The sequence below is a fragment of the Szabonella alba genome (genome assembly GCF_016765775.1).
Taxonomy (GTDB): Bacteria; Pseudomonadota; Alphaproteobacteria; order Rhodobacterales; family Rhodobacteraceae; genus Szabonella; species Szabonella alba.
The window spans coordinates 142,671-161,036 of sequence record NZ_JAESVN010000002.1 but is presented as its reverse complement, the minus strand read 5'-3'; the positions used below and the strand labels follow the sequence as shown (position 1 = coordinate 161,036).

At 66.8% G+C, this 18,366-nt stretch carries 11 protein-coding genes; 10 read left to right on the top strand and 1 reads right to left on the bottom strand.

What is annotated here, in order from left to right:
• Nucleotides 1-39: 39 nt before the first annotated feature.
• Genes tsaE through trxA form a run of 6 tightly spaced genes read left to right on the top strand, consistent with a single transcriptional unit; the run spans nt 40 to nt 8,963 of the window.
• Nucleotides 40-549, top strand: coding sequence for a tRNA (adenosine(37)-N6)-threonylcarbamoyltransferase complex ATPase subunit type 1 TsaE (tsaE, locus tag JL811_RS05205; RefSeq protein WP_202687441.1), 510 nt, complete (start codon nt 40-42; stop codon nt 547-549).
• Between the two features lie 2 nt (nt 550-551).
• Complete coding sequence (locus tag JL811_RS05200; RefSeq protein ID WP_202687440.1) at nt 552-1,583, top strand: aminoglycoside phosphotransferase family protein; 1,032 nt, start codon at nt 552-554, stop codon at nt 1,581-1,583.
• Nucleotides 1,580-2,281, top strand: a complete 702-nt coding sequence (locus JL811_RS05195) for a nucleotidyltransferase family protein (RefSeq protein ID WP_202687881.1) — start codon at nt 1,580-1,582, stop codon at nt 2,279-2,281. Before JL811_RS05200 ends, JL811_RS05195 begins: the two co-directional genes overlap by 4 nt.
• Nucleotides 2,271-5,222 carry a double-strand break repair protein AddB gene (addB, locus tag JL811_RS05190; RefSeq protein WP_202687439.1) on the top strand — a complete coding sequence of 984 codons (2,952 nt, stop codon included), beginning with the start codon at nt 2,271-2,273 and terminating at the stop codon, nt 5,220-5,222. The genes JL811_RS05195 and addB overlap by 11 nt, the downstream gene beginning before the upstream one ends.
• Nucleotides 5,219-8,584, top strand: a complete 3,366-nt coding sequence (addA, locus tag JL811_RS05185; protein ID WP_202687438.1) for a double-strand break repair helicase AddA — start codon at nt 5,219-5,221, stop codon at nt 8,582-8,584. Before addB ends, addA begins: the two co-directional genes overlap by 4 nt.
• Nucleotides 8,585-8,642: 58 nt before the next feature.
• On the top strand, nt 8,643-8,963 hold the full coding sequence (gene trxA / locus JL811_RS05180) for a thioredoxin (protein WP_202687437.1): 321 nt from the start codon (nt 8,643-8,645) through the stop codon (nt 8,961-8,963).
• A gap of 51 nt (nt 8,964-9,014) precedes the next feature.
• Here trxA and JL811_RS05175 read toward each other — a convergent pair whose 3' ends face one another.
• The gene (locus JL811_RS05175) at nt 9,015-9,770 is read right to left on the bottom strand and encodes an SDR family NAD(P)-dependent oxidoreductase (protein ID WP_202687436.1); all 756 of its coding nucleotides are present in this window, start codon (nt 9,768-9,770) and stop codon (nt 9,015-9,017) included.
• Between the two features lie 140 nt (nt 9,771-9,910).
• On the opposite strand from JL811_RS05175, the gene JL811_RS05170 reads away from it, so the two are divergent.
• The 4 genes from JL811_RS05170 (at nt 9,911) to JL811_RS05155 (ending at nt 18,365) form a co-directional block, all read left to right on the top strand.
• Complete coding sequence (locus tag JL811_RS05170; protein WP_202687435.1) at nt 9,911-10,798, top strand: LysR family transcriptional regulator; 888 nt, start codon at nt 9,911-9,913, stop codon at nt 10,796-10,798.
• A gap of 98 nt (nt 10,799-10,896) precedes the next feature.
• The gene (locus JL811_RS05165) at nt 10,897-12,267 is read left to right on the top strand and encodes an aspartate ammonia-lyase (protein WP_202687434.1); all 1,371 of its coding nucleotides are present in this window, start codon (nt 10,897-10,899) and stop codon (nt 12,265-12,267) included.
• A 225-nt stretch (nt 12,268-12,492) separates the two neighbouring features.
• Complete coding sequence (locus JL811_RS05160) at nt 12,493-15,918, top strand: transglutaminase family protein (RefSeq protein WP_202687433.1); 3,426 nt, start codon at nt 12,493-12,495, stop codon at nt 15,916-15,918.
• A gap of 23 nt (nt 15,919-15,941) precedes the next feature.
• Entirely contained in the window at nt 15,942-18,365 is a 2,424-nt protein-coding gene (locus JL811_RS05155; RefSeq protein WP_202687432.1) for a circularly permuted type 2 ATP-grasp protein, read from the top strand.
• The last annotated feature ends 1 nt before the right edge of the window (nt 18,366 follow it).

Here is an 18,366-nt window from a genome sequence, read left to right as displayed (position 1 = left end):
CCCCTTGCGCTGCCGGGGCCACGGGGTAACATCGCGGCCATGACCCTTGCCGCCCCCGATCCTACTGCCGCGCAGCCCCCCGCCCTGTCGTTTTCACTGGCCGCGCCGGAGGAGACGGACAGGCTGGGCCAATTGCTGGCGACCTGCCTGCGCCCCGGCGATGTCGTGCTGCTGGGCGGGTCGGTTGGGGCGGGCAAGACCCATCTGGCGCGCGCCCTGATCCGCGCAAGGCTGGGGGCCGGGGAAGACGTGCCTTCCCCCACCTTCACGCTGGTCCAGACCTATGGGGCGGACGGGGTCGAGATCTGGCATGCCGATCTCTACCGGCTGGGCCATCCGGACGAGATTGCCGAACTGGGGCTGGAACAGGCGTTCGATACCGCGATCTGCCTGATCGAATGGCCTGACCGGCTGGGCGCGCTGGCACCACAGGGCGCGCTGCATCTGCATCTGTCGGCCCCGCCGGATGGTGAGGGGCGCATCGCCGGTCTGTCGGGCGGGCGTCCGGGGCTTCTGGACCGGATTGCCACGCTTTGGGCCGGGGCGTGACCATGGGCCCGGATCGCAAGGCCCCGGATCGCAAGGCGCTGTCGCAGGATTTTCTGAACCGCGCAGGATGGGGCGGGGCCGCGCGCCACTTTCTGGCGGGCGATGCATCGGATCGCAGCTATGACAGGCTGCGCGGACCGTTGGGCAGCGCGGTCCTGATGGATGCCCCCCCCGGGCGCGGCGACGATCCGGCGGATTTCATCGCCATCGCGGACCATCTGCGTGGCATCGGGCTGTCGGCCCCCGCCATTCTGGCGCGCGATCTTCCCAACGGCTTTCTGCTGATCGAGGATCTGGGCGATGCGCTGCTCGCACGGCTGGTCAAGGCCGATCCGGGGCGCGAGGCCACGCTTTATGCCGCCGCGACCGATGTTCTGGCCCATCTGCAATCCCATGCCGCGCCACCCGGCCTGCCCGATCTTTCGGCGGCGGATTGGGCCGATGCGGCGGGGTTCGCGCCGGACTGGTATGGTTATGCCGCGACCGGGCAGCGCCCCGACAGCGCCGCCTTTCGGGCCGCGCTGACAGCGGCGCTGCGCACCCATGCCGACGGGCCGCGTGTCTTGATCCTGCGCGATTATCACGCTGAAAACCTGCTTTGGCTGCCCGAACGGCAGGGCGTGGCGCGCGTCGGGCTGCTGGATTTCCAACTGGGGCAGATGGGTCAGCCGGGCTATGATCTTGTGTCCTTGCTGCAGGATGCGCGGCGCGATGTCCTGCCCGTGACCGAGGCGGCGATGATCGACCATTTCGCCGCTGCGCGCGGTTTGCCACAGGCCGGGTTTGCCGCCAGCTATGCCGTGCTGGGGGCACAGCGGGCGCTGCGGATCCTTGGCATTTTCGCGCGGCTGTGTCTGGTTGCGGGCAAGGCGCGCTATCTGGCGATGATCCCGCGCGTCTGGGACCAGTTGCAGCGCAACCTTGCCCATCCGGCGCTGGTCGATCTTGCGCCGATCTGCGCCGAGATCCTGCCGCCCCCGACGCCTGAGGTCATCGAAAGGATCGCCGGCCAATGCGGAACCCGACCGGAATGACGCCTGATGCGCTGATGATCTTCGCAGCCGGTTTCGGCACGCGCATGGGGGCTCTGACCGCCGATATGCCGAAACCGCTGATCACGGTTGCCGGGCGGGCGCTGCTGGATCATGCGCTGGATCTGGCGGATGCGGCGGGGCCGGGGCGGATTGTGGTGAACACGCATTATCGCGGCGACCAGATCGCGGCGCATCTGGCGGACCGGCCCGCCATTGCCCTGAGCCATGAGGATGTGATCCTTGAAACCGGCGGCGGGCTGCGCAAGGCGCTGCCGCTGCTGGGGGCGGGGCCTGTCTTCACGCTGAACAGTGATGCGGTCTGGACCGGGCCGAACCCGCTGATCACGCTGCGCGGGGGCTGGCGGGCGGGGATGGGGGCATTGCTGCTGCTGGCCCCGCCGGACGCCTTGCGCGGCCATTCGGGGCAGGGCGATTTCCGCATGGATGCGCAGGGCCGGATCTCCCGCTGCCCCAAGGGTGAGGCGGGGCTGGTCTATCTGGGTGCGCAGATCCTTGACCCTGCGGGTCTGCAGGATTTTGACGAAACCGCCTTCTCGCTCAACCGGCTGTGGGACCGGATGATCGTCCAAGGCCGCGCCTTCGGCATCCTGCATCCGGGGGGGTGGTGCGATGTCGGCCGCCCGGAAGGGATTGCCGAGGCTGAGGCGATGCTGCGGGGGGCGGGCGATGTTTTCTGATCCCGGCCCCCTTGCGGGGACCCCGCGTCTGTTCGGCCTGCCGCCGGGGGCGGATTTCCCGCAGGCACTGGTTGCAGGGCTGATCGCGCGGATGGCGGACCGCCCGCCCGAGGCAATGGCGCGGGTGACGCTGATCCTTGCCTCATCGCGGATGCGAGAGCGGGTGACGGCAGCCTTTGCCGGAACCGGCGCGCGCCTTCTGCCCCGGCTGCGGCTGATATCGGAACCCGAAATGCTGGGCCCGCTGCCCGATCTGCCCGCCGCGCAATCCCCTTTGCGCCGCAGGCTGGAACTGGCGCGGCTGATCACGGGGCTGATCGAGGCCGATCCGGGTATTGCGCCGCGTTCGGCGGTGCATGATCTGGCGCAAAGCCTTGCCGCGCTGATCGACGAGATGCAGGGCGAGGGGGTGACGCCCGAGGCGATTGCCGCGCTGGATGTGGCCGAACATGCCGATCACTGGGCAAGGGTGCGTGATTTCATGCGCATCGTCACCCCGCTTTTCGACCCCGCCACGGCACCGGATGCCGAGGGGCGGCGCAGGCTGGCCGCGCTGGCGCTGGCCGGGCATTGGCAACAGAACCCGCCCGCCGATCCGGTTCTGGTGGCCGGGTCAACCGGGTCGCGGGGCACCTCGCTGTTGCTGATGCAGGCGGTGGCGCGGCTGCCGCAAGGCGCGATCCTGCTGCCGGGGTTTGATGCCGACATGCCCGCAGCAGTCTGGCAAAGCCTTGATGACCCGATGACCGGGCAGGACCATCCGCAATATCGCAACCGCGCGGTGATGCGGGCGCTGGATCTGGACCCTTCGGCGCTGCGCCCGTGGCTCGAGACCGAGACCGCGCCGGATGCCGCGCGCAACCGGCTTGTGTCCCTTTCGCTGCGGCCCGCCCCGGTGACCGATCAATGGCTTGAGGAAGGGCAGCATCTGCCCGATCTGCGCCCCGCCACCGCCGGTCTGGCACTGATCGAGGCCCCGACCCCGCGCGCCGAGGCGCTGGCCATCGCGCTGCGGATGCGGGCTGTGGCTGAAGGGCAGGGCACGGTCGCGCTGGTGACGCCCGACCGGGAATTGTCGCGGCAGGTCACGGCGGCGCTGGACCGCTGGGGCATCCGCCCCGATGACAGCGCGGGCCGTCCGCTGGCCCAGACCGCAAGCGGGCGGATGCTGCGCCATATCGCGCGCCTTGCGGGCAAGGCGCTGCGCCCGCGCGATCTGCTGATCCTGCTGAAACATCCCTTGACCGCCACCGGGGCGGACCGGGGGGGGCATCTGCTGCTGGCCCGCGATCTGGAACTGAAACTGCGGCGGCATGGCCCGGCCTTTCCGGTGCGGGCCGATCTGGCCCAATGGGCGGGCGCGCGGCGGGATGCGGCCACGGCGTTGCCCTGGGCGGAATGGGTGGCGAACTGGCTGGAACGGCTGGCCGCATCCGCCGGCGCCGATCTTGCGCTGCTGGTGCAGCATCATCGCGATCTGGCCGAGATGATTTGTGCCGGGCCGGGCGGCGTTCCGGGCGGGCGGCTCTGGCAGGGGCCGGAAGGCGCGGCTGTGCTGCGCGTCATTGAGGATCTGACCGCCGAGGCCGCGCATGGCGGCGACCTGACGCTGGCCGATTACCGCGATCTGTTCGACTCCGTCATCGGCGGTCAGCAGTTGCGCGAGACGGTCGAGACCCATCCGCGCCTGTTCATCTGGGGCCCGCGTGAGGCGCGGATCCAGGGCGCGGATCTGGTCATTCTGGGCGGGCTGAATGACGGGATCTGGCCTGCGCTGGCCGCCCCCGACCCCTGGATGAACCGCCAGATGCGCAAGGCGGCGGGGCTGTTGCTGCCGGAACGGTCCATCGGGCTGTCGGCGCATGACTATCAGCAGGCCATCGGCGCGGGGTCGGTGATCCTGACCCGCGCCCTGCGCAATGCCGAGGCGGAAACCGTGCCATCGCGCTGGCTCAACCGTCTTGTCAATCTGATGAACGGCCTCCCGGGCAGTCACGGCCCCGGGGCGCTGGCTCTGATGCGGGCGCGGGGAGATGAATGGCTGGCGCTGGCCGAGGCGGTGGAACGGCCCGGCCATGACCCATCCGCCCCCCGCCCTGCGCCGCGTCCCCCGGTGGAAACCCGGCCAAAAAGGCTGTTCGTGACGCAGATCGAACGGCTGATCCGCGATCCTTATGCAATCTATGCCCGGCATGTGCTGCGGCTTTATCCGCTGGACAGTCTGCAACCCGAACCCGATGCACGGCTGCGCGGTTCGGTCCTGCACCGGGTGCTGGAACGTTTCGTGCGCGACCGGGCTGAAGGGCTGGACCGGGCCGCGGCCCATGCGCTGCTGATGCAATCCGCCGATGCGGTGCTTGCCGAGGATGTGCCCTGGCCCGCAGCCCGGCTGATGTGGCGGGCGCGGCTGGAACGGGCGGCGGATTTCTTTCTGGAACTGGATTCCCGGCTGGGCGGGGTGCCGGTCCTGCTGGAAGAACCGGGTGCCGTGCCCTTGGCCCCGCTGGATTTCACGCTGGCCGCCCGCCCCGACCGGATCGACCTCTTGCCGGACGGGCAGGTGCATCTGTTCGATTACAAAACCGGTAGCCCGCCCAGCAGGAAACAACAGGAGCATTTCGACAAGCAGTTGCTGCTTCAGGCCGCCATGGCCGAACGCAACGGCTTTGCGGCGCTTCAGGGGCCGCGCGCGGTGCGGGGGATCACCTATATCGGGCTGGGATCGACCCCGAAGGAGGAAACCACCCCGCTGGACAGTGATGCGCTGGACCGGGTCTGGCAGGAATTGCAGTTGCTGATCGGTCATTACCTTGAGGCCGGATCGGGCTATCCGTCGCGCCGCGCGGTGGCGCAGGACCGGTTCGAGGGCGATTACGATCATCTGGCCCGCTTTGGCGAATGGGACATGACCGACCCCCCCCGGCCCGAGGATATGGCATGACCCGCCTCCCTGATGATGCGACCCTTCGCCAGATCACCGCTGCCGATCCTGCCGCCTCGACATGGCTTTCGGCCAATGCGGGGTCGGGCAAGACGCGGGTTCTGACCGACCGGGTGGCGCGGATGCTGCTGTCCGGGGTCGATCCGGGGCAGATCCTGTGCCTGACCTATACCAAGGCGGCGGCCAGCGAGATGCAGAACCGGCTGTTTGCCCGTCTGGGCGAATGGGCGATGAAAGAGGATGCATCCCTGCGCGCCGCCCTGTCCGATCTGGGCGTGACCGATGCGCTGTCGGGCGATGCGCTGATCCGGGCGCGGCGGCTTTTTGCCCGCGCCATCGAGACACCGGGCGGGTTGCGGATCCAGACGATCCATTCCTTCTGCGCCTCGCTGTTGCGGCGCTTTCCGCTGGAGGCGGGGGTTTCGCCGCTGTTCACCGAAATGGATGAACGCAGCGCGAAACTGTTGCGCGATGAGATCCTTGACGATCTGGCCGGCGGCACCGCCCCCGCGGCGATGGAGGCGTTGGCCCGCGCCTATCGGGGTGAGGAACTGGGAAAACTGGCCGATGAGGTGGCGGCGCGGCGCAACGATTTCACGGATTTTATGGATGAGGACGGCTGCCGCGCGCTGTTCGGCGTGCCCGAAGGGGAAACTGCCGACAGCATCCTTGCTGATGTGTTTCTGGGCGGTGAGGCGGAGTGGCTGCCACAGGTGGCGCTTGCGATGGCCGCAGGATCCGTCACCGATCAGAAATCCGCCGCGCGGCTGTCGGGGCTGGATTTCGCGCGGCCCGATCTGGAACTGCTGACCGCGCTGGAGGGCGAATTTCTGAGCGGGGCCAAGACCAAGGAACCCTTCACTGCCAAGACCGGCAAATATCCGACCAAGGCCACGCAGAGCGCGCTGGGGCCCTTGATGGACCGGCTGAATCCGCTGATGGCGCGGGTCGAGGCCGCGCGGGCGCGACGCGTGGCCCTGTCGGCGGCGGTGCGGGCGATGGTGCTGCACGGTTTTGCGGCCGTGTTCCTGCCGGAATATGCACGGCGCAAGGCGGATCGCGGCTGGCTGGATTTCGACGATTTGATCACCCGCGCACGTCATTTGCTGACCGACCGGGCGGTGGCGCAATGGGTGCTCTATCGGCTGGACGGGGGGGTGGATCATATCCTTGTCGATGAGGCGCAGGATACCAGCCCCGAACAATGGCAGGTCATCGAACATCTGGCCGCCGAATTCACTGCAGGCGAAGGCGCGCGCGCCCTGTCGCGCACGATCTTTGTGGTGGGGGACAAGAAACAGTCGATCTATTCCTTTCAGGGGGCTGATGTCGCGGCCTTTGACGAAAAGCGCGACCTTTTTGCCGGGCGGCTGTCGGCCATCGACCGGCCCTTGCAGGATCTGCAGCTGGAATATTCCTTCCGGTCTTCCCCCACGATCCTGCGTCTGGTGGATGCGACCTTCGATGCCGACCGGCAGGCCGCGCTGGGCGGGGCGATGCATCATATCGCGTTTCGTGCCGCGATGCCGGGGCGGGTCGATCTGTGGCCGCCGTTTGAGCCTGCCGAGAAAGAGGAGGATCGCGACTGGTTCGACCCGGTGGATCTGATCGGGGCGGAACATCACGCCACAAGGCTGGCGGCACGGGTGGCCGAAACCATCCGCGATCTGATCGCGCAGGGTCATCCGGTGCCCGACGGGCGCGGGATGCGCGCCTGCCATGCGGGCGATTTCCTGATCCTTGTGCGGCGGCGTTCGGATGTGTTCGGCGCGATCATCGCGGCCAGCAAGGCGGCGGGTCTGCCGACTGCCGGGGCGGACCGGCTGAAGCTGGGGGCGGAACTGGCGGTCAAGGATATCCGCGCGCTGCTGGCCTTTCTGGACACGCCCGAGGATGATCTGTCGCTGGCCGCCGCCCTGCGCAGCCCGTTGCTGGGCTGGTCGGAACGCGATCTTTACGCGCTGGCGCAGGGGCGTGAGGGCTTTCTTTGGGAACGGTTGCGCCATCGTGACGATGTGGCGGCGACGCTGGCCATCCTGACCGATCTGCGCGACAATTCCGATTATCTGCGCCCCTATGACCTGATTGAGCGGTTGCTGACCCGGCATGACGGGCGGCGGCGTCTGCTGGCGCGGCTGGGGGCCGAGGCCGAGGACGGGATTGATGAATTGCTGTCGCAGGCGCTGGCCTATGAACGTGCCGAGGTGCCCAGCCTGACCGGGTTCCTGTGCTGGCTGGATACCGATGATGTCGAGGTCAAGCGCCAGATGGACAGTGCGGGCGGCAAGATCCGCGTGATGACGGTGCATGGCGCCAAGGGGCTGGAAGCCCCGATCGTGATCCTGCCCGATACCGCCCCCCGCCAGCATCGCGAACGCGGCGAACTGGCCGTTCTGCCCGGCGGGCCGGTCTGGAAAATGCCCGCCGACCAGTCGCCCACGGATCTTACCGCGCACCGGCAGGCGCAGAAAGAGGCCGAGACGGCGGAATCCATGCGGCTGCTCTATGTCGCGATGACGCGGGCGCAAAGCTGGCTGATCGTGGCGGCGGCGGGGCGGATGAAATCGCCCGATGCCGAAGGGGGCACGCCGGTCTGGTATGACCTGATCCGCGACGCTCTGGCCCGGATCGGCGGGCAGGCGGGCGCGGATGGCGGGTTGTCGCTGGCCGAAGGGGACTGGACCGGTGGCGAAGTCGCGGCCGCGCCCCCCGCCGCTGCGCCGCAGGTCACCGCCTTGCCCGACTGGACCGCGCGCCCGGCCCCCGAGGCCCCGCGCCCGCCCCCGATGCTGAAACCCTCAGAATTGGGCGGGGCCAAGGCCCTGCCGGGGGATTTCGGCCCTGCCGAAGAGAATGAGGCCCTGCGCGAGGCGCTGATGGAACGCGGCACGCGGCTGCATCTGCTGCTGGAACATCTGCCCGCCGCGCCCGAGGCCGACTGGCCGCTGCTGGCTGGGCGGTTGTTGCCCGGTGCCGGGGATCGCGACGCGCTGCTGGACGAGGCCGCCGCCGTGCTGCGCGCCCCGCATCTGGCGCATCTTTTCGCCCCCGGCACACTGGCCGAGGTGCCCTTTGTCACCGACATTGCGGGCAGGCCGATGACCGGCGTGATCGACCGGCTGGTGATCGCGCCCGATCATGTGCTGGCGGTGGATTTCAAGTCGAACCACCTGATCCCCGCCCGGGCACAGGACGTGCCCGAAGGTCTGTTGCGGCAGATGGGCGCCTATGCCGATGCGCTGCGCCGCATCTGGCCTGACCGGCGGGTGGAGGTGGCCCTTTTGTGGACGCGCAGCGCCGAACTGATGGTGCTGCCTCCCGATCTCGTGACCGGGGCGGTGGCGCGTGTCGCCTTCCCTTGACCTTGCCGGGGCGCGTCCTTACCTTCAGGCCCAACACATTCCTTTCAGGAGATATGTAATGGCCACCACCGCTGTCACCGACGCGACCTTCGACGCCGAGGTCCGCCAGTCGGACATTCCCGTCGTTGTGGATTTCTGGGCTGAATGGTGTGGCCCCTGCCGCCAGATCGGTCCGGCTCTGGAAGAGCTTTCGGCAGAATATGCCGGCAAGGTGAAGATCGTGAAGGTCAATGTCGACGAAAACCCCGACAGCCCGGCCACTCTGGGTGTGCGCGGCATTCCGGCGCTGTTCCTGTTCAAGGACGGGCAGGTCGTGTCGAACAAGACCGGCGCGGCGCCCAAGGCGGCGCTTGCCAGCTGGATCCAGTCGGCAATCTGATCAGCCCTTCGGGCGCGGGTTTCTGCAAAGGCCCGCGCCGTCCGCCTCCGCTCAGATCGACCCGGCCTCGACCATGAAGCTGGAGGCTGAACACATCTTCGCGTCATCCGAGGCCAGAAACAGCACCATCCGCGCAACGTAAACCGGGTCGATCAGATCGGGCAGGCATTGCCGCTGGCGGTGTTTTTCCAGCGCCTCGGGTGTCGCCCAAAGCTCTTTCTGCCGCTCGGTCATGATCCAGCCCGGCACGACCGCATTGACGCGGATGCGATGCGGCCCCAGATCGCGGGCCATGGTGCGGGTCAGGCCCTGCACCGCGGCCTTGGCGGTGGTATAGGCAGGAAAGCCGCCGCCCGCCTCGAACCAGCTGTTTGATCCCATATTGATGATCGACCCGCCCCCGGCGGCGATCATGTCGGGGGCCACGGCCTGAATGGCAAAGAACTGATGGCGGATATTGGTGTTCTGGCGGTCGTCCCAGTATTCGGGCGTCACCTCACGCCAGTCATGACGGTCGTCGCGGGCGGCATTGTTGACCAGCACAGTCGCGGCACCGATCCGGTCCTTCAGCGCTTCAAAGGCGCGGCGCAGCGCCTCGATATCGCGCAGGTCGCAGATCTCATGCGCGACGCCGGGAAGTTCGGCGCAAAGGGTGGCACTGCGCTCGGCATCCATATCGACAAAGCCGACATTCGACCCCTGTGCGGCGAAGGCGCGCACGATCAGTTCACCGATTCCCGAGGCGCCGCCGGTGATGAAGATGCTGCGGCCTGCAAGGCTGGGATAACGGGCAAAGCCATCGGTCATTAGGTAATCCTTGTACTGGTTGGATCCCGGACCCTGTGCGGGACCGGGATATCTTCGGAGCCAATCTGACCTGTTCGGGCGGCGCTGCCAAGGCAAAGAAGGTGCTTCCGCCCGCCCCCCTGCCGGGGCTAGGATCGGACATGGATATTCGCTGGCTTCAGGATTTTCTGGCATTGGCCGAGTTGCGGAACTTCACCCGCGCGGCGGAATTCCGCAATCTGTCACAGGCGGCCTTTTCGCGCCGGATCCAGTCGCTGGAACATTGGGTCGGCACCGGGCTGGTGGTGAAAGGCTCGCAACCCGTGCGCCTGACTGATGCGGGCGAACAGTTCCGCGAAGGGGCGCAGGTTTCGGTCGAACGCCTTCTGGAAACCCGCGCCGCGATCCGCTCCAGCCAGTTCGAGGTGATGAGCCAGATCCGCCTTGCCATGCCCAATGTGCTGGCGCGCAGCGATTTCCGGCAATTGCTGGGGGTGATCGGGACCGGTGCGCGCAGTTCCTTTTCGGTGATCGTGGGCACCACCGCCGAGGTGACGGCGCGCTATTTGGCGGGGGATGCGGATCTTCTGCTGGCGCATGACTGCCCGATGCTGCCCAGCCATGAAAGCCTTGCCGCGCAGGACCGGCTGGTGCTGCGGGCCGACCGGTTTCTGCCCTATGCGGTGCGGGGGCGCGATTTCGGCTTTCCGGGCACGCCGCGCACGCCCTTTCCGCTGATCGCCTATGCGCAACGCGCCTATTTCGCGCAACTTTTCGAACATATCCTGTCGCGGGCGGGCAACAGGCTATCTTATCGGATGGCGGTGCAATGTGATATGTCGGATGTGCTGAAAGAGGTGATCGTGGCGGGCCATGGGGTTGGCTGGATGCCTGAAAGCGCGGTGGATGCGGCCAGTGCGGCGCTGATCGCCCCGGTGGGCGGGCCGGAATGGGAACTGCCGATGGAGATCTGCGCCTATCGCCCGCGCCGCTCCCCCTCCCCGCAGGTGGATGCGGTCTGGCAGGCGCTGGCGGCGAAGGTGCCCTAGCGACGTTCCGCATGGGTGATGCAGAATTTGCATTGGACGAAAATCCGATCCGGCCCCATCTGTCCGGCAAGCAAACGCAAACCCATGGGGAACCCGAAATGCCCGACCAGCGCCTTGAAGAAGACAGCCTTGGCCAGATGAGCCTGCCGCGCACCTGTCTCTGGGGCATCCACACGCAACGCGCCATCGACAATTTCCCGATTTCCGGCCTGCCACTGGCCCTGTTCCCCGAGTTCATCCGCGCGCTGGCATGGGTCAAGAAGGCCGCCGCCCGGGCCAATCAGGGGCTGGGCGTTCTGTCGGCTGAAAAGACCCGCGTGATCGAGGAGGTCTGCGACGAGATCATCGCGGGCCGCTGGCATGATGCGTTCCGCGTCGACATGATTCAGGGGGGGGCAGGCACCTCGACCAACATGAATGCCAATGAGGTGATCGCCAATCTGGGCCTGCTGAAAATGGGGTTCAAGCCTGGCGATTACGCGCAACTGCATCCGAATGACGATGTGAACCGCTCGCAATCCACCAATGACGTCTATCCGACCGCGATGCGTCTGGCGATCGTTTCGCAATGCTCGGCCTTCATCGACGCCCAGCAACGGCTGGTCGATGCCTTTGCCGAACGGGCCGAGGCGTTCAAGGATATCCGCAAGATCGGGCGCACCCAGTTGCAGGATGCGGTGCCGATGACGCTGGGGCAGGAATTCGCGGGCTATGCCACCACGATCCGTGAGGATGTGCAGATCATCGAACGGCTGTCCAACCTGCTGCTGGAGGTCAATCTGGGCGGCACCGCCATCGGTACCCGGGTCAACACGCCCGACGGCTATGCCGAGGCGGCGGTGGCCGAACTGGCCGAAGTCTCGGGTCTGCAGGCGAAACTGGCGACCGACCTGATCGAGGCATCGTCGGATACCGGGGCCTATGTCACCTTTTCCTCGGTGCTGAAGCGCATCGCGGTGAAACTGTCCAAGATCTGCAACGATCTGCGGCTTTTGTCCTCGGGTCCGCGTTCAGGCTTCAACGAAATCCACCTGCCCGCGGTGCAGGCCGGATCGTCCATCATGCCGGGCAAGATCAACCCGGTGATCCCCGAGGTTGTCAATCAGGTCGCCTTTCAGGTGATCGGCAATGACCTGACCGTGACCATGGCCGCCGAAGGCGGGCAATTGCAGCTCAATGCGTTTGAACCGATCATCGTGCTGAATGTGCTGCAATCCATGCGCATCCTGATGCAGGCGATGGACACGCTGGCGACCCGCTGCGTGCAGGGTATCGAGGCGAATGTCGCGCAATGCGAGGGGGCGCTGGAAAACAGTCTGGTGCTGGCCACGATGCTGGTGCCGCATATCGGCTACGCCAAAGCGGCCAAGATCGCCAAGACCGCGCTGGCCGATGGGGCATCGGTTGCGGATACGGCGGTGAAACTGGGCTTCGGCACCCGGGAAGAGATTGAACAGATGCTGCGCTGATCGCGCGGATCTGCGGGACGACCCGCTTCCGGATTGCAAGGCAGGCGGCCTGTCCCTTGGCGGGGGCGGGCCGTTTTGCGCCGGACAAACCGCAACGCGGCCGCCACAATTGCCCGATTTTCAGGCACAGACAGGCCCAAACCCAAGCGGATGGGGTCATGAGGGCTGCACCTGCCCGTCACGACATGCCATAACGGGCGACATCATTATCAGGGAACCAGTGCCATGGCGATTCACGCATCCATCCACCATCTGACGCATTATCGCTATGACCGCCCTGTGACACTGGGGCCGCAGATCATCCGCCTGCGCCCTGCCCCGCATTCGCGCACCCGCGTCATTTCCCACAGCCTGAAGGTCAGCCCCGGCGGCCATTTCGTGAACCACCAGCAGGACCCTTACGGCAACTGGCTGGCGCGGTTCGTATTCCCCGAACCGGTGCGCGAGTTCCGCATCGAGGTCGATCTGGTCGCGGATATGACCGTCTACAACCCGTTCGATTTCTTCGTCGAGGACAGCGCCCAGCACTGGCCATTCGACTATCCGGCGGATCTGCGTGACGATCTGTCGATCTATCGCAATCCCGAACCGGCCACGCCGCGTCTGGCCGCGCTGGTTGCGGGGCTGGACCGCAGCCAGACCCGGACAGTGGATTTTCTGGTCGGGCTGAACGCGCAGGTCTCGCAACTGGTGAAATACACGATCCGCATGGAACCCGGCGTGCAGACGCCCGAGGAAACGCTGGAAATCGGGTCAGGATCATGCCGGGATTCAAGCTGGCTTCTGGTGCAGATGCTGCGGCATCTGGGCTTTGCCGCGCGGTTTGTCTCGGGCTACCTGATTCAACTTGCCCCGGACGTGAAGGCGCTGGACGGCCCGTCAGGCACCGAGGTCGATTTCACCGATCTTCATGCCTGGTGTGAGGTTTATTTGCCCGGCGCGGGCTGGATCGGGCTGGATCCGACCAGCGGACTTCTGACCGGCGAAAGCCATATCCCGCTGGCCGCCACCCCGCATTTCCGCAATGCGGCGCCGATTTCGGGGGGCTTTTCCTCGGCAGGCGCACCGGAGGTCGATTTCGAATTCGACATGACGGTGCGGCGCGTCGCCGAACACCCGCGCATCACCCGCCCCTTTTCCGATGAGGCATGGGACCGGCTGAACGTGCTGGGCGCAAAGGTGGATCAAAGCCTGACCGAGGGCGATGTGCGCCTGACCATGGGGGGCGAACCGACCTTTGTTTCCATCGACGATTTCGAAAGCGAGGAATGGAATACCGAGGCCGTGGGTCCGCAGAAACGCGCGCTGGCCGATCAGATGATCCGCCGCTTGCGCGACCGCTTCGCGCCGGGGGGGTTCCTGCATTACGGGCAGGGCAAATGGTATCCGGGCGAAAGCCTGCCGCGCTGGACCTTCTCGCTTTACTGGCGGACGGATGGTGCGCCGGTCTGGAAGAATCCCGATCTGATCGCGCGGGAACAGACCCCCGTTCCGGCGGGGCACGCAGAGGCGGGGCGCTTCATGGCGCGGTTTGCTGAACATCTGGGGATTGAACCCGTCCATGCGCAACCGGCCTATGAGGACCCTGCCGAATGGATCCTGAAAGAGGCCAATCTGCCGCCCAATGTCAGCCCGGAAAACTCCAAGCTGAAAAACCCCGAGGACCGCGCCCGCTATGCCCGGGTGTTCGAACGCGGGCTGACCGATCCGGCGGGCTATGTCCTGCCGATCCAGCGCTGGCAGGCGGCGGCGACACGCGAACTGCGCTGGCGGTCGGAACTGTGGCAGCCGCGCCGGGGCAAGCTGTTCCTTGTGCCGGGCGACAGCCCTGTGGGGTTCCGCCTGCCCTTGGGGGCGCTGCCCTATGTGCCGCCCTCGTCCTATCCCTACAGCTATCCGGTGGACCCGACCGTTCCCCGCTATCCGCTGCCGGATTTCCATGCGGCTGTCGCTGCGCGTGGCAGCGAAGAAGCCTACCGCAGCGCCGCGACCGAGGCCGCCGAACAGGCCGCGATGCTGCCCGAGGTGACCGCAGGCCACAAACAGGCGGTGAGCGAGGGCGAGCGGGATGAAACCGCGCGCCAGTCGGTGATCGGACAAGGCGGTGCCGACCCCGAAACCGGTGAGGTGCGCACCGCCATCGCGATCGAACCGCGCGACGGGCGGCTGTGTCTGTTCATGCCACCCTGTGAATCGCTTGAGGATTATCTTGACCTTCTGGCCGCGGCCGAGGTGACGGCGTCGGAACTGGGCCTGCCCATCCATATCGAGGGTTATTCCCCGCCGAACGATCCGCGCCTGAACGTGATCCGCGTCGCCCCCGATCCGGGGGTGATCGAGGTGAATATCCACCCCGCCCATAGCTGGGACGATTGCGTGGCCACGACCGAGGCGGTTTACGAGGAGGCCCGCCAGTGCCGACTTGGCGCCGACAAATACATGATCGACGGACGCCACACCGGTACGGGCGGCGGCAATCATGTCGTGGTCGGCGGCGCCACGCCGAATGACAGCCCCTTCCTGCGGCGTCCCGATCTGCTGAAATCGCTGATCCTGATCTGGCAGCGGCATCCTTGCCTGTCCTATCTGTTCTCGGGCCTGTTCATCGGCCCGACCTCGCAGGCGCCCCGGATCGACGAGGCGCGGCATGACACGCTGTATGAGCTGGAAATCGCGCTGTCGCAGATCGGCGATCCGGTTCAGGGCGGCAATCTGCCGCCCGCATGGCTGGTGGACCGCCTGCTGCGCAACATGCTGACCGATGTGACGGGCAACACGCATCGCGCCGAGATCTGTATCGACAAGCTGTATTCCCCCGATGGCCCGACGGGCCGGCTGGGGCTGGTCGAATTCCGCGGCTTCGAGATGCCGCCGCATCCGCGCATGAGCCTTGCGCAGCAACTCTTGATCCGCGCCATCATCGCGCGCTGCTGGAATGCGCCTGTGACGGGCCGCCCCGTCCGCTGGGGCACGGTGCTGCATGACCGCTTCATGCTGCCGCATTTCCTGTGGGAGGATCTGCAGGATCTTCTGGCCGATCTGCGCGCCCATGGGTTCGATTTTGATCCGGTCTGGTTCGAGGCGCAGGCCGAATTCCGCTTCCCCTTCTGCGGGCAGATCGAGGCCGAGGGCGTGCATCTGGAATTGCGGCAGGCGCTTGAGCCCTGGCATGTGCTGGGCGAAACCGGGGCCATCGGCGGCACGGTGCGCTATACCGACAGTTCGGTGGAACGGATGCAGGTCAAGCTGACGACCCTGCATCAGGACCGCTACCGCGTCATGGTCAACCGTCGCCCGGTGCCGCTGGCGCGGACACAGACCGCAGGCGTCGCGGTGGGGGGCGTGCGGTTCAAGGCATGGCAACCGGCCATGGCCCTGCATCCGGTGCTGCCGGTCAATGCGCCGCTGGTCGTCGATATCTATGATGACTGGACGGGGCGCGCGCTGGCGGGCTGCACCTATCATGTTGCCCATCCCGGCGGGCGGAACTATGACACCTTCCCGGTCAATGGCTATGAGGCCGAGGCGCGCAGGCTGGCGCGGTTCGAGGCGCATGGCCACAGCCCCGGGGCCTATCGTCCCGCAACCGAAACCCCGCATCCCGAGTTTCCCATGACGCTCGATCTGCGCCGCCCGGCCGGGCTGACATAGCGCAAAGGTTCAGGACCGATCCCATGGCCGACCCTCTTTCCCCCTTGACCGTTCCGCCGCAGGCGGTGGCGGATTACCTGTCGGGTTATCATCCTGCGCCCGGCGTCGCGGATGAACTGTTCGATACCGAAGGGCATATCCGTCCGGTCTGGGCCGATCTTGTCGCGACCCTGCATCAGTTGACGCCGGAGCAGATTGCGGCGCGGTTTGAACAGGGCAACCAGTATCTGCGCGATGCGGGCGTCTATTTCCGGCAATATTCCAACGATCCGTTGCAGGAGCGTGACTGGCCGCTGAGCCATATCCCCGTCATCCTGCATGAAAGCGAATGGGCGGGCATCTGCGACGCACTGGCGCAGCGGGCCGATCTGCTGGAACTTGTGATGGCCGATCTTTACGGCCCCGGCCGTCTGGTGTCCGAGGGGCATTTGCCCGCCGATCTGATTGCAGGGTCGCGCGAATGGCTGCGCCCGATGGTCGGCATAGCGCCGGTGGGCGGGCATTTCCTGCATCTTCTGGCCTTTGAGATCGGGCGCTCGCCGGATGGATCATGGTTTGTGCTGGGTGACCGCACGCAGGCGCCTTCGGGCGCGGGTTTCGCGCTGGAAAACCGCATGGCCACAGGGCGCATTTTCCCCGAGCGCGTGACACGGGCGCGCATCCAGCGGCTGGCGGGGTTTTTCGGGGCATTCCGCGATGCGATCAACGGGCTGGCCCGGGCGCAGGGCCGGGGCAGCGGTGCCGCGATCCTGACACCCGGGATCTCGAACGATACCTATTGGGAACAGACCTATATCGCGCGCTATCTGGGCATGATGCTGCTGGAGGGGGAGGATCTGCTGGTCGAGAATGGCCGCGCCATGGTGCGCACCATCGACGGGCCGCAGCCCTTGGGCGTGTTGTGGCGGCGGGTCGACGGATCCTTTGCCGATCCGTTGGAGTTGGACGGCGCGTCGCGCATCGGCACGCCGGGAATGGTCGAGGCGCTGCGACAGGGGCGGCTGGGTCTGGTCAATGCGCTGGGTTCAGGCGTGCTGGAAATGCGGGCGATGCTGGCCTTCCTGCCGCGCATCTCGAAAATCCTGACCGGGGCGCCATTGGCTATGCCCAATATCGCGACATGGTGGTGCGGCGGCGAGGCCGAGCGCGCCCATGTGCGCGACAATGCGGCGCAGATGCTGATCGGGCCGGCCTTTTCCTGCGATCTGCCCTTTGATCTTGGCGGCGCCTCGGCGCTGGGCGGCACCTTCCGGGGCGATGGTCGACATGGCACGATTGCCGAATGGCTTGAGGCGCAGGCCGGGCAGCTTGTGGGACAGGAGGCGGTGACCCTCTCCACCACCCCGGTCTGGGATGAGGGCCGCATCCAGCCGCGCCCGATGACGGTGCGGGTCTTTGCCGCGCGCACCGCGCAGGGCTGGCGCTTCATGCCGGGTGGCTATGCGCGGATCGGAAAATCCGGCGATGCCACCGCATTGGCCATGCAGCGCGGCGGTTCAGTGGCCGATGTCTGGATCCTGTCAGATCAGGACGTGCCCGAGGAAACGCTGGCCCCACCGCCGCAGGTCGGCGAATTTCAGCGGCAAAGCCCGGGCATCCTGCCGTCGCGCGCGGCGGACAACCTGTTCTGGCTGGGCCGCTATGTCGAGCGGGGTGAGGATGTGATCCGGCTGATCCGGGCGCTGCATCTGCGGCTGGCGGGCACTGACAACACTGCCGATCCGCTGCTGACGGGCCTGCGCACCTATCTGACCGAACTGGGGGTCGATCCCGACCTGCCGGTGCCCGCAGGATTGTTGCAGCGCATCGCCACCGCCCGGGGCTGCGCCGCGCAGGTGCGCGACCGGTTCTCGGTCGATGGCTGGGCCGCGCTGGGGGATCTGGAGCGGACGGCGCAAGGCATGGCCGCAACCGCCCGGCCCGGCGATGACACGGCGCGGGCCATGTCGGTGCTGCTGCGCAAGATGGCGGGCTTTTCAGGGCTGGTGCATGAAAACATGTATCGTTTCGCAGGCTGGCGCTTTCTGTCCTTTGGCCGGGCGCTGGAACGGGCCGATGCGCTGGCGGCGCTGCTGCTGCGCTTTGCCGATATCGCAGCACCGGTCGGATCCTTCGATATCGCGGTCGAGGTGGCTGACAGTGTCATCACCCATCAGCGCCGCTATCGCGTGGAAACCGGGCGCGATACGGTGGTGGACCTGCTGGCGCTGGATGCCGACAATCCGCGCGCGATCCTGTTCCAGATCCGGCGACTGCGTGCGCTGGCCGAGGATCTGCCGGGCGCCGATGACCATGGCCGCCCCGGCCCGCTGCTGACTGCGCTGCTGCCGCTGGAGGCCGAATTGCGCGTGGCGCTGCCCGATGATCTGACGGCGGAGCGTCTGACCGCGATCCGCGCGGGCTTGCAGAACCTATCCGAAATTCTGACCGCCTCCTGTCTGCGATAGG

Bases quoted from the DNA above. Each gene is read 5' to 3' on its own strand.
- tsaE (WP_202687441.1), top strand. From the start codon at position 40: ATGACCCTTGCCGCCCCCGATCCTACTGCCGCGCAGCCCCCCGCCCTG.
- JL811_RS05200 (WP_202687440.1), top strand. From the start codon at position 552: ATGGGCCCGGATCGCAAGGCCCCGGATCGCAAGGCGCTGTCGCAGGAT.
- JL811_RS05195 (WP_202687881.1), top strand. From the start codon at position 1,580: ATGACGCCTGATGCGCTGATGATCTTCGCAGCCGGTTTCGGCACGCGC.
- addB (WP_202687439.1), top strand. From the start codon at position 2,271: ATGTTTTCTGATCCCGGCCCCCTTGCGGGGACCCCGCGTCTGTTCGGC.
- addA (WP_202687438.1), top strand. From the start codon at position 5,219: ATGACCCGCCTCCCTGATGATGCGACCCTTCGCCAGATCACCGCTGCC.
- trxA (WP_202687437.1), top strand. From the start codon at position 8,643: ATGGCCACCACCGCTGTCACCGACGCGACCTTCGACGCCGAGGTCCGC.
- JL811_RS05175 (WP_202687436.1), bottom strand. From the start codon at position 9,770: ATGACCGATGGCTTTGCCCGTTATCCCAGCCTTGCAGGCCGCAGCATC.
- JL811_RS05170 (WP_202687435.1), top strand. From the start codon at position 9,911: ATGGATATTCGCTGGCTTCAGGATTTTCTGGCATTGGCCGAGTTGCGG.
- JL811_RS05165 (WP_202687434.1), top strand. From the start codon at position 10,897: ATGCCCGACCAGCGCCTTGAAGAAGACAGCCTTGGCCAGATGAGCCTG.
- JL811_RS05160 (WP_202687433.1), top strand. From the start codon at position 12,493: ATGGCGATTCACGCATCCATCCACCATCTGACGCATTATCGCTATGAC.
- JL811_RS05155 (WP_202687432.1), top strand. From the start codon at position 15,942: ATGGCCGACCCTCTTTCCCCCTTGACCGTTCCGCCGCAGGCGGTGGCG.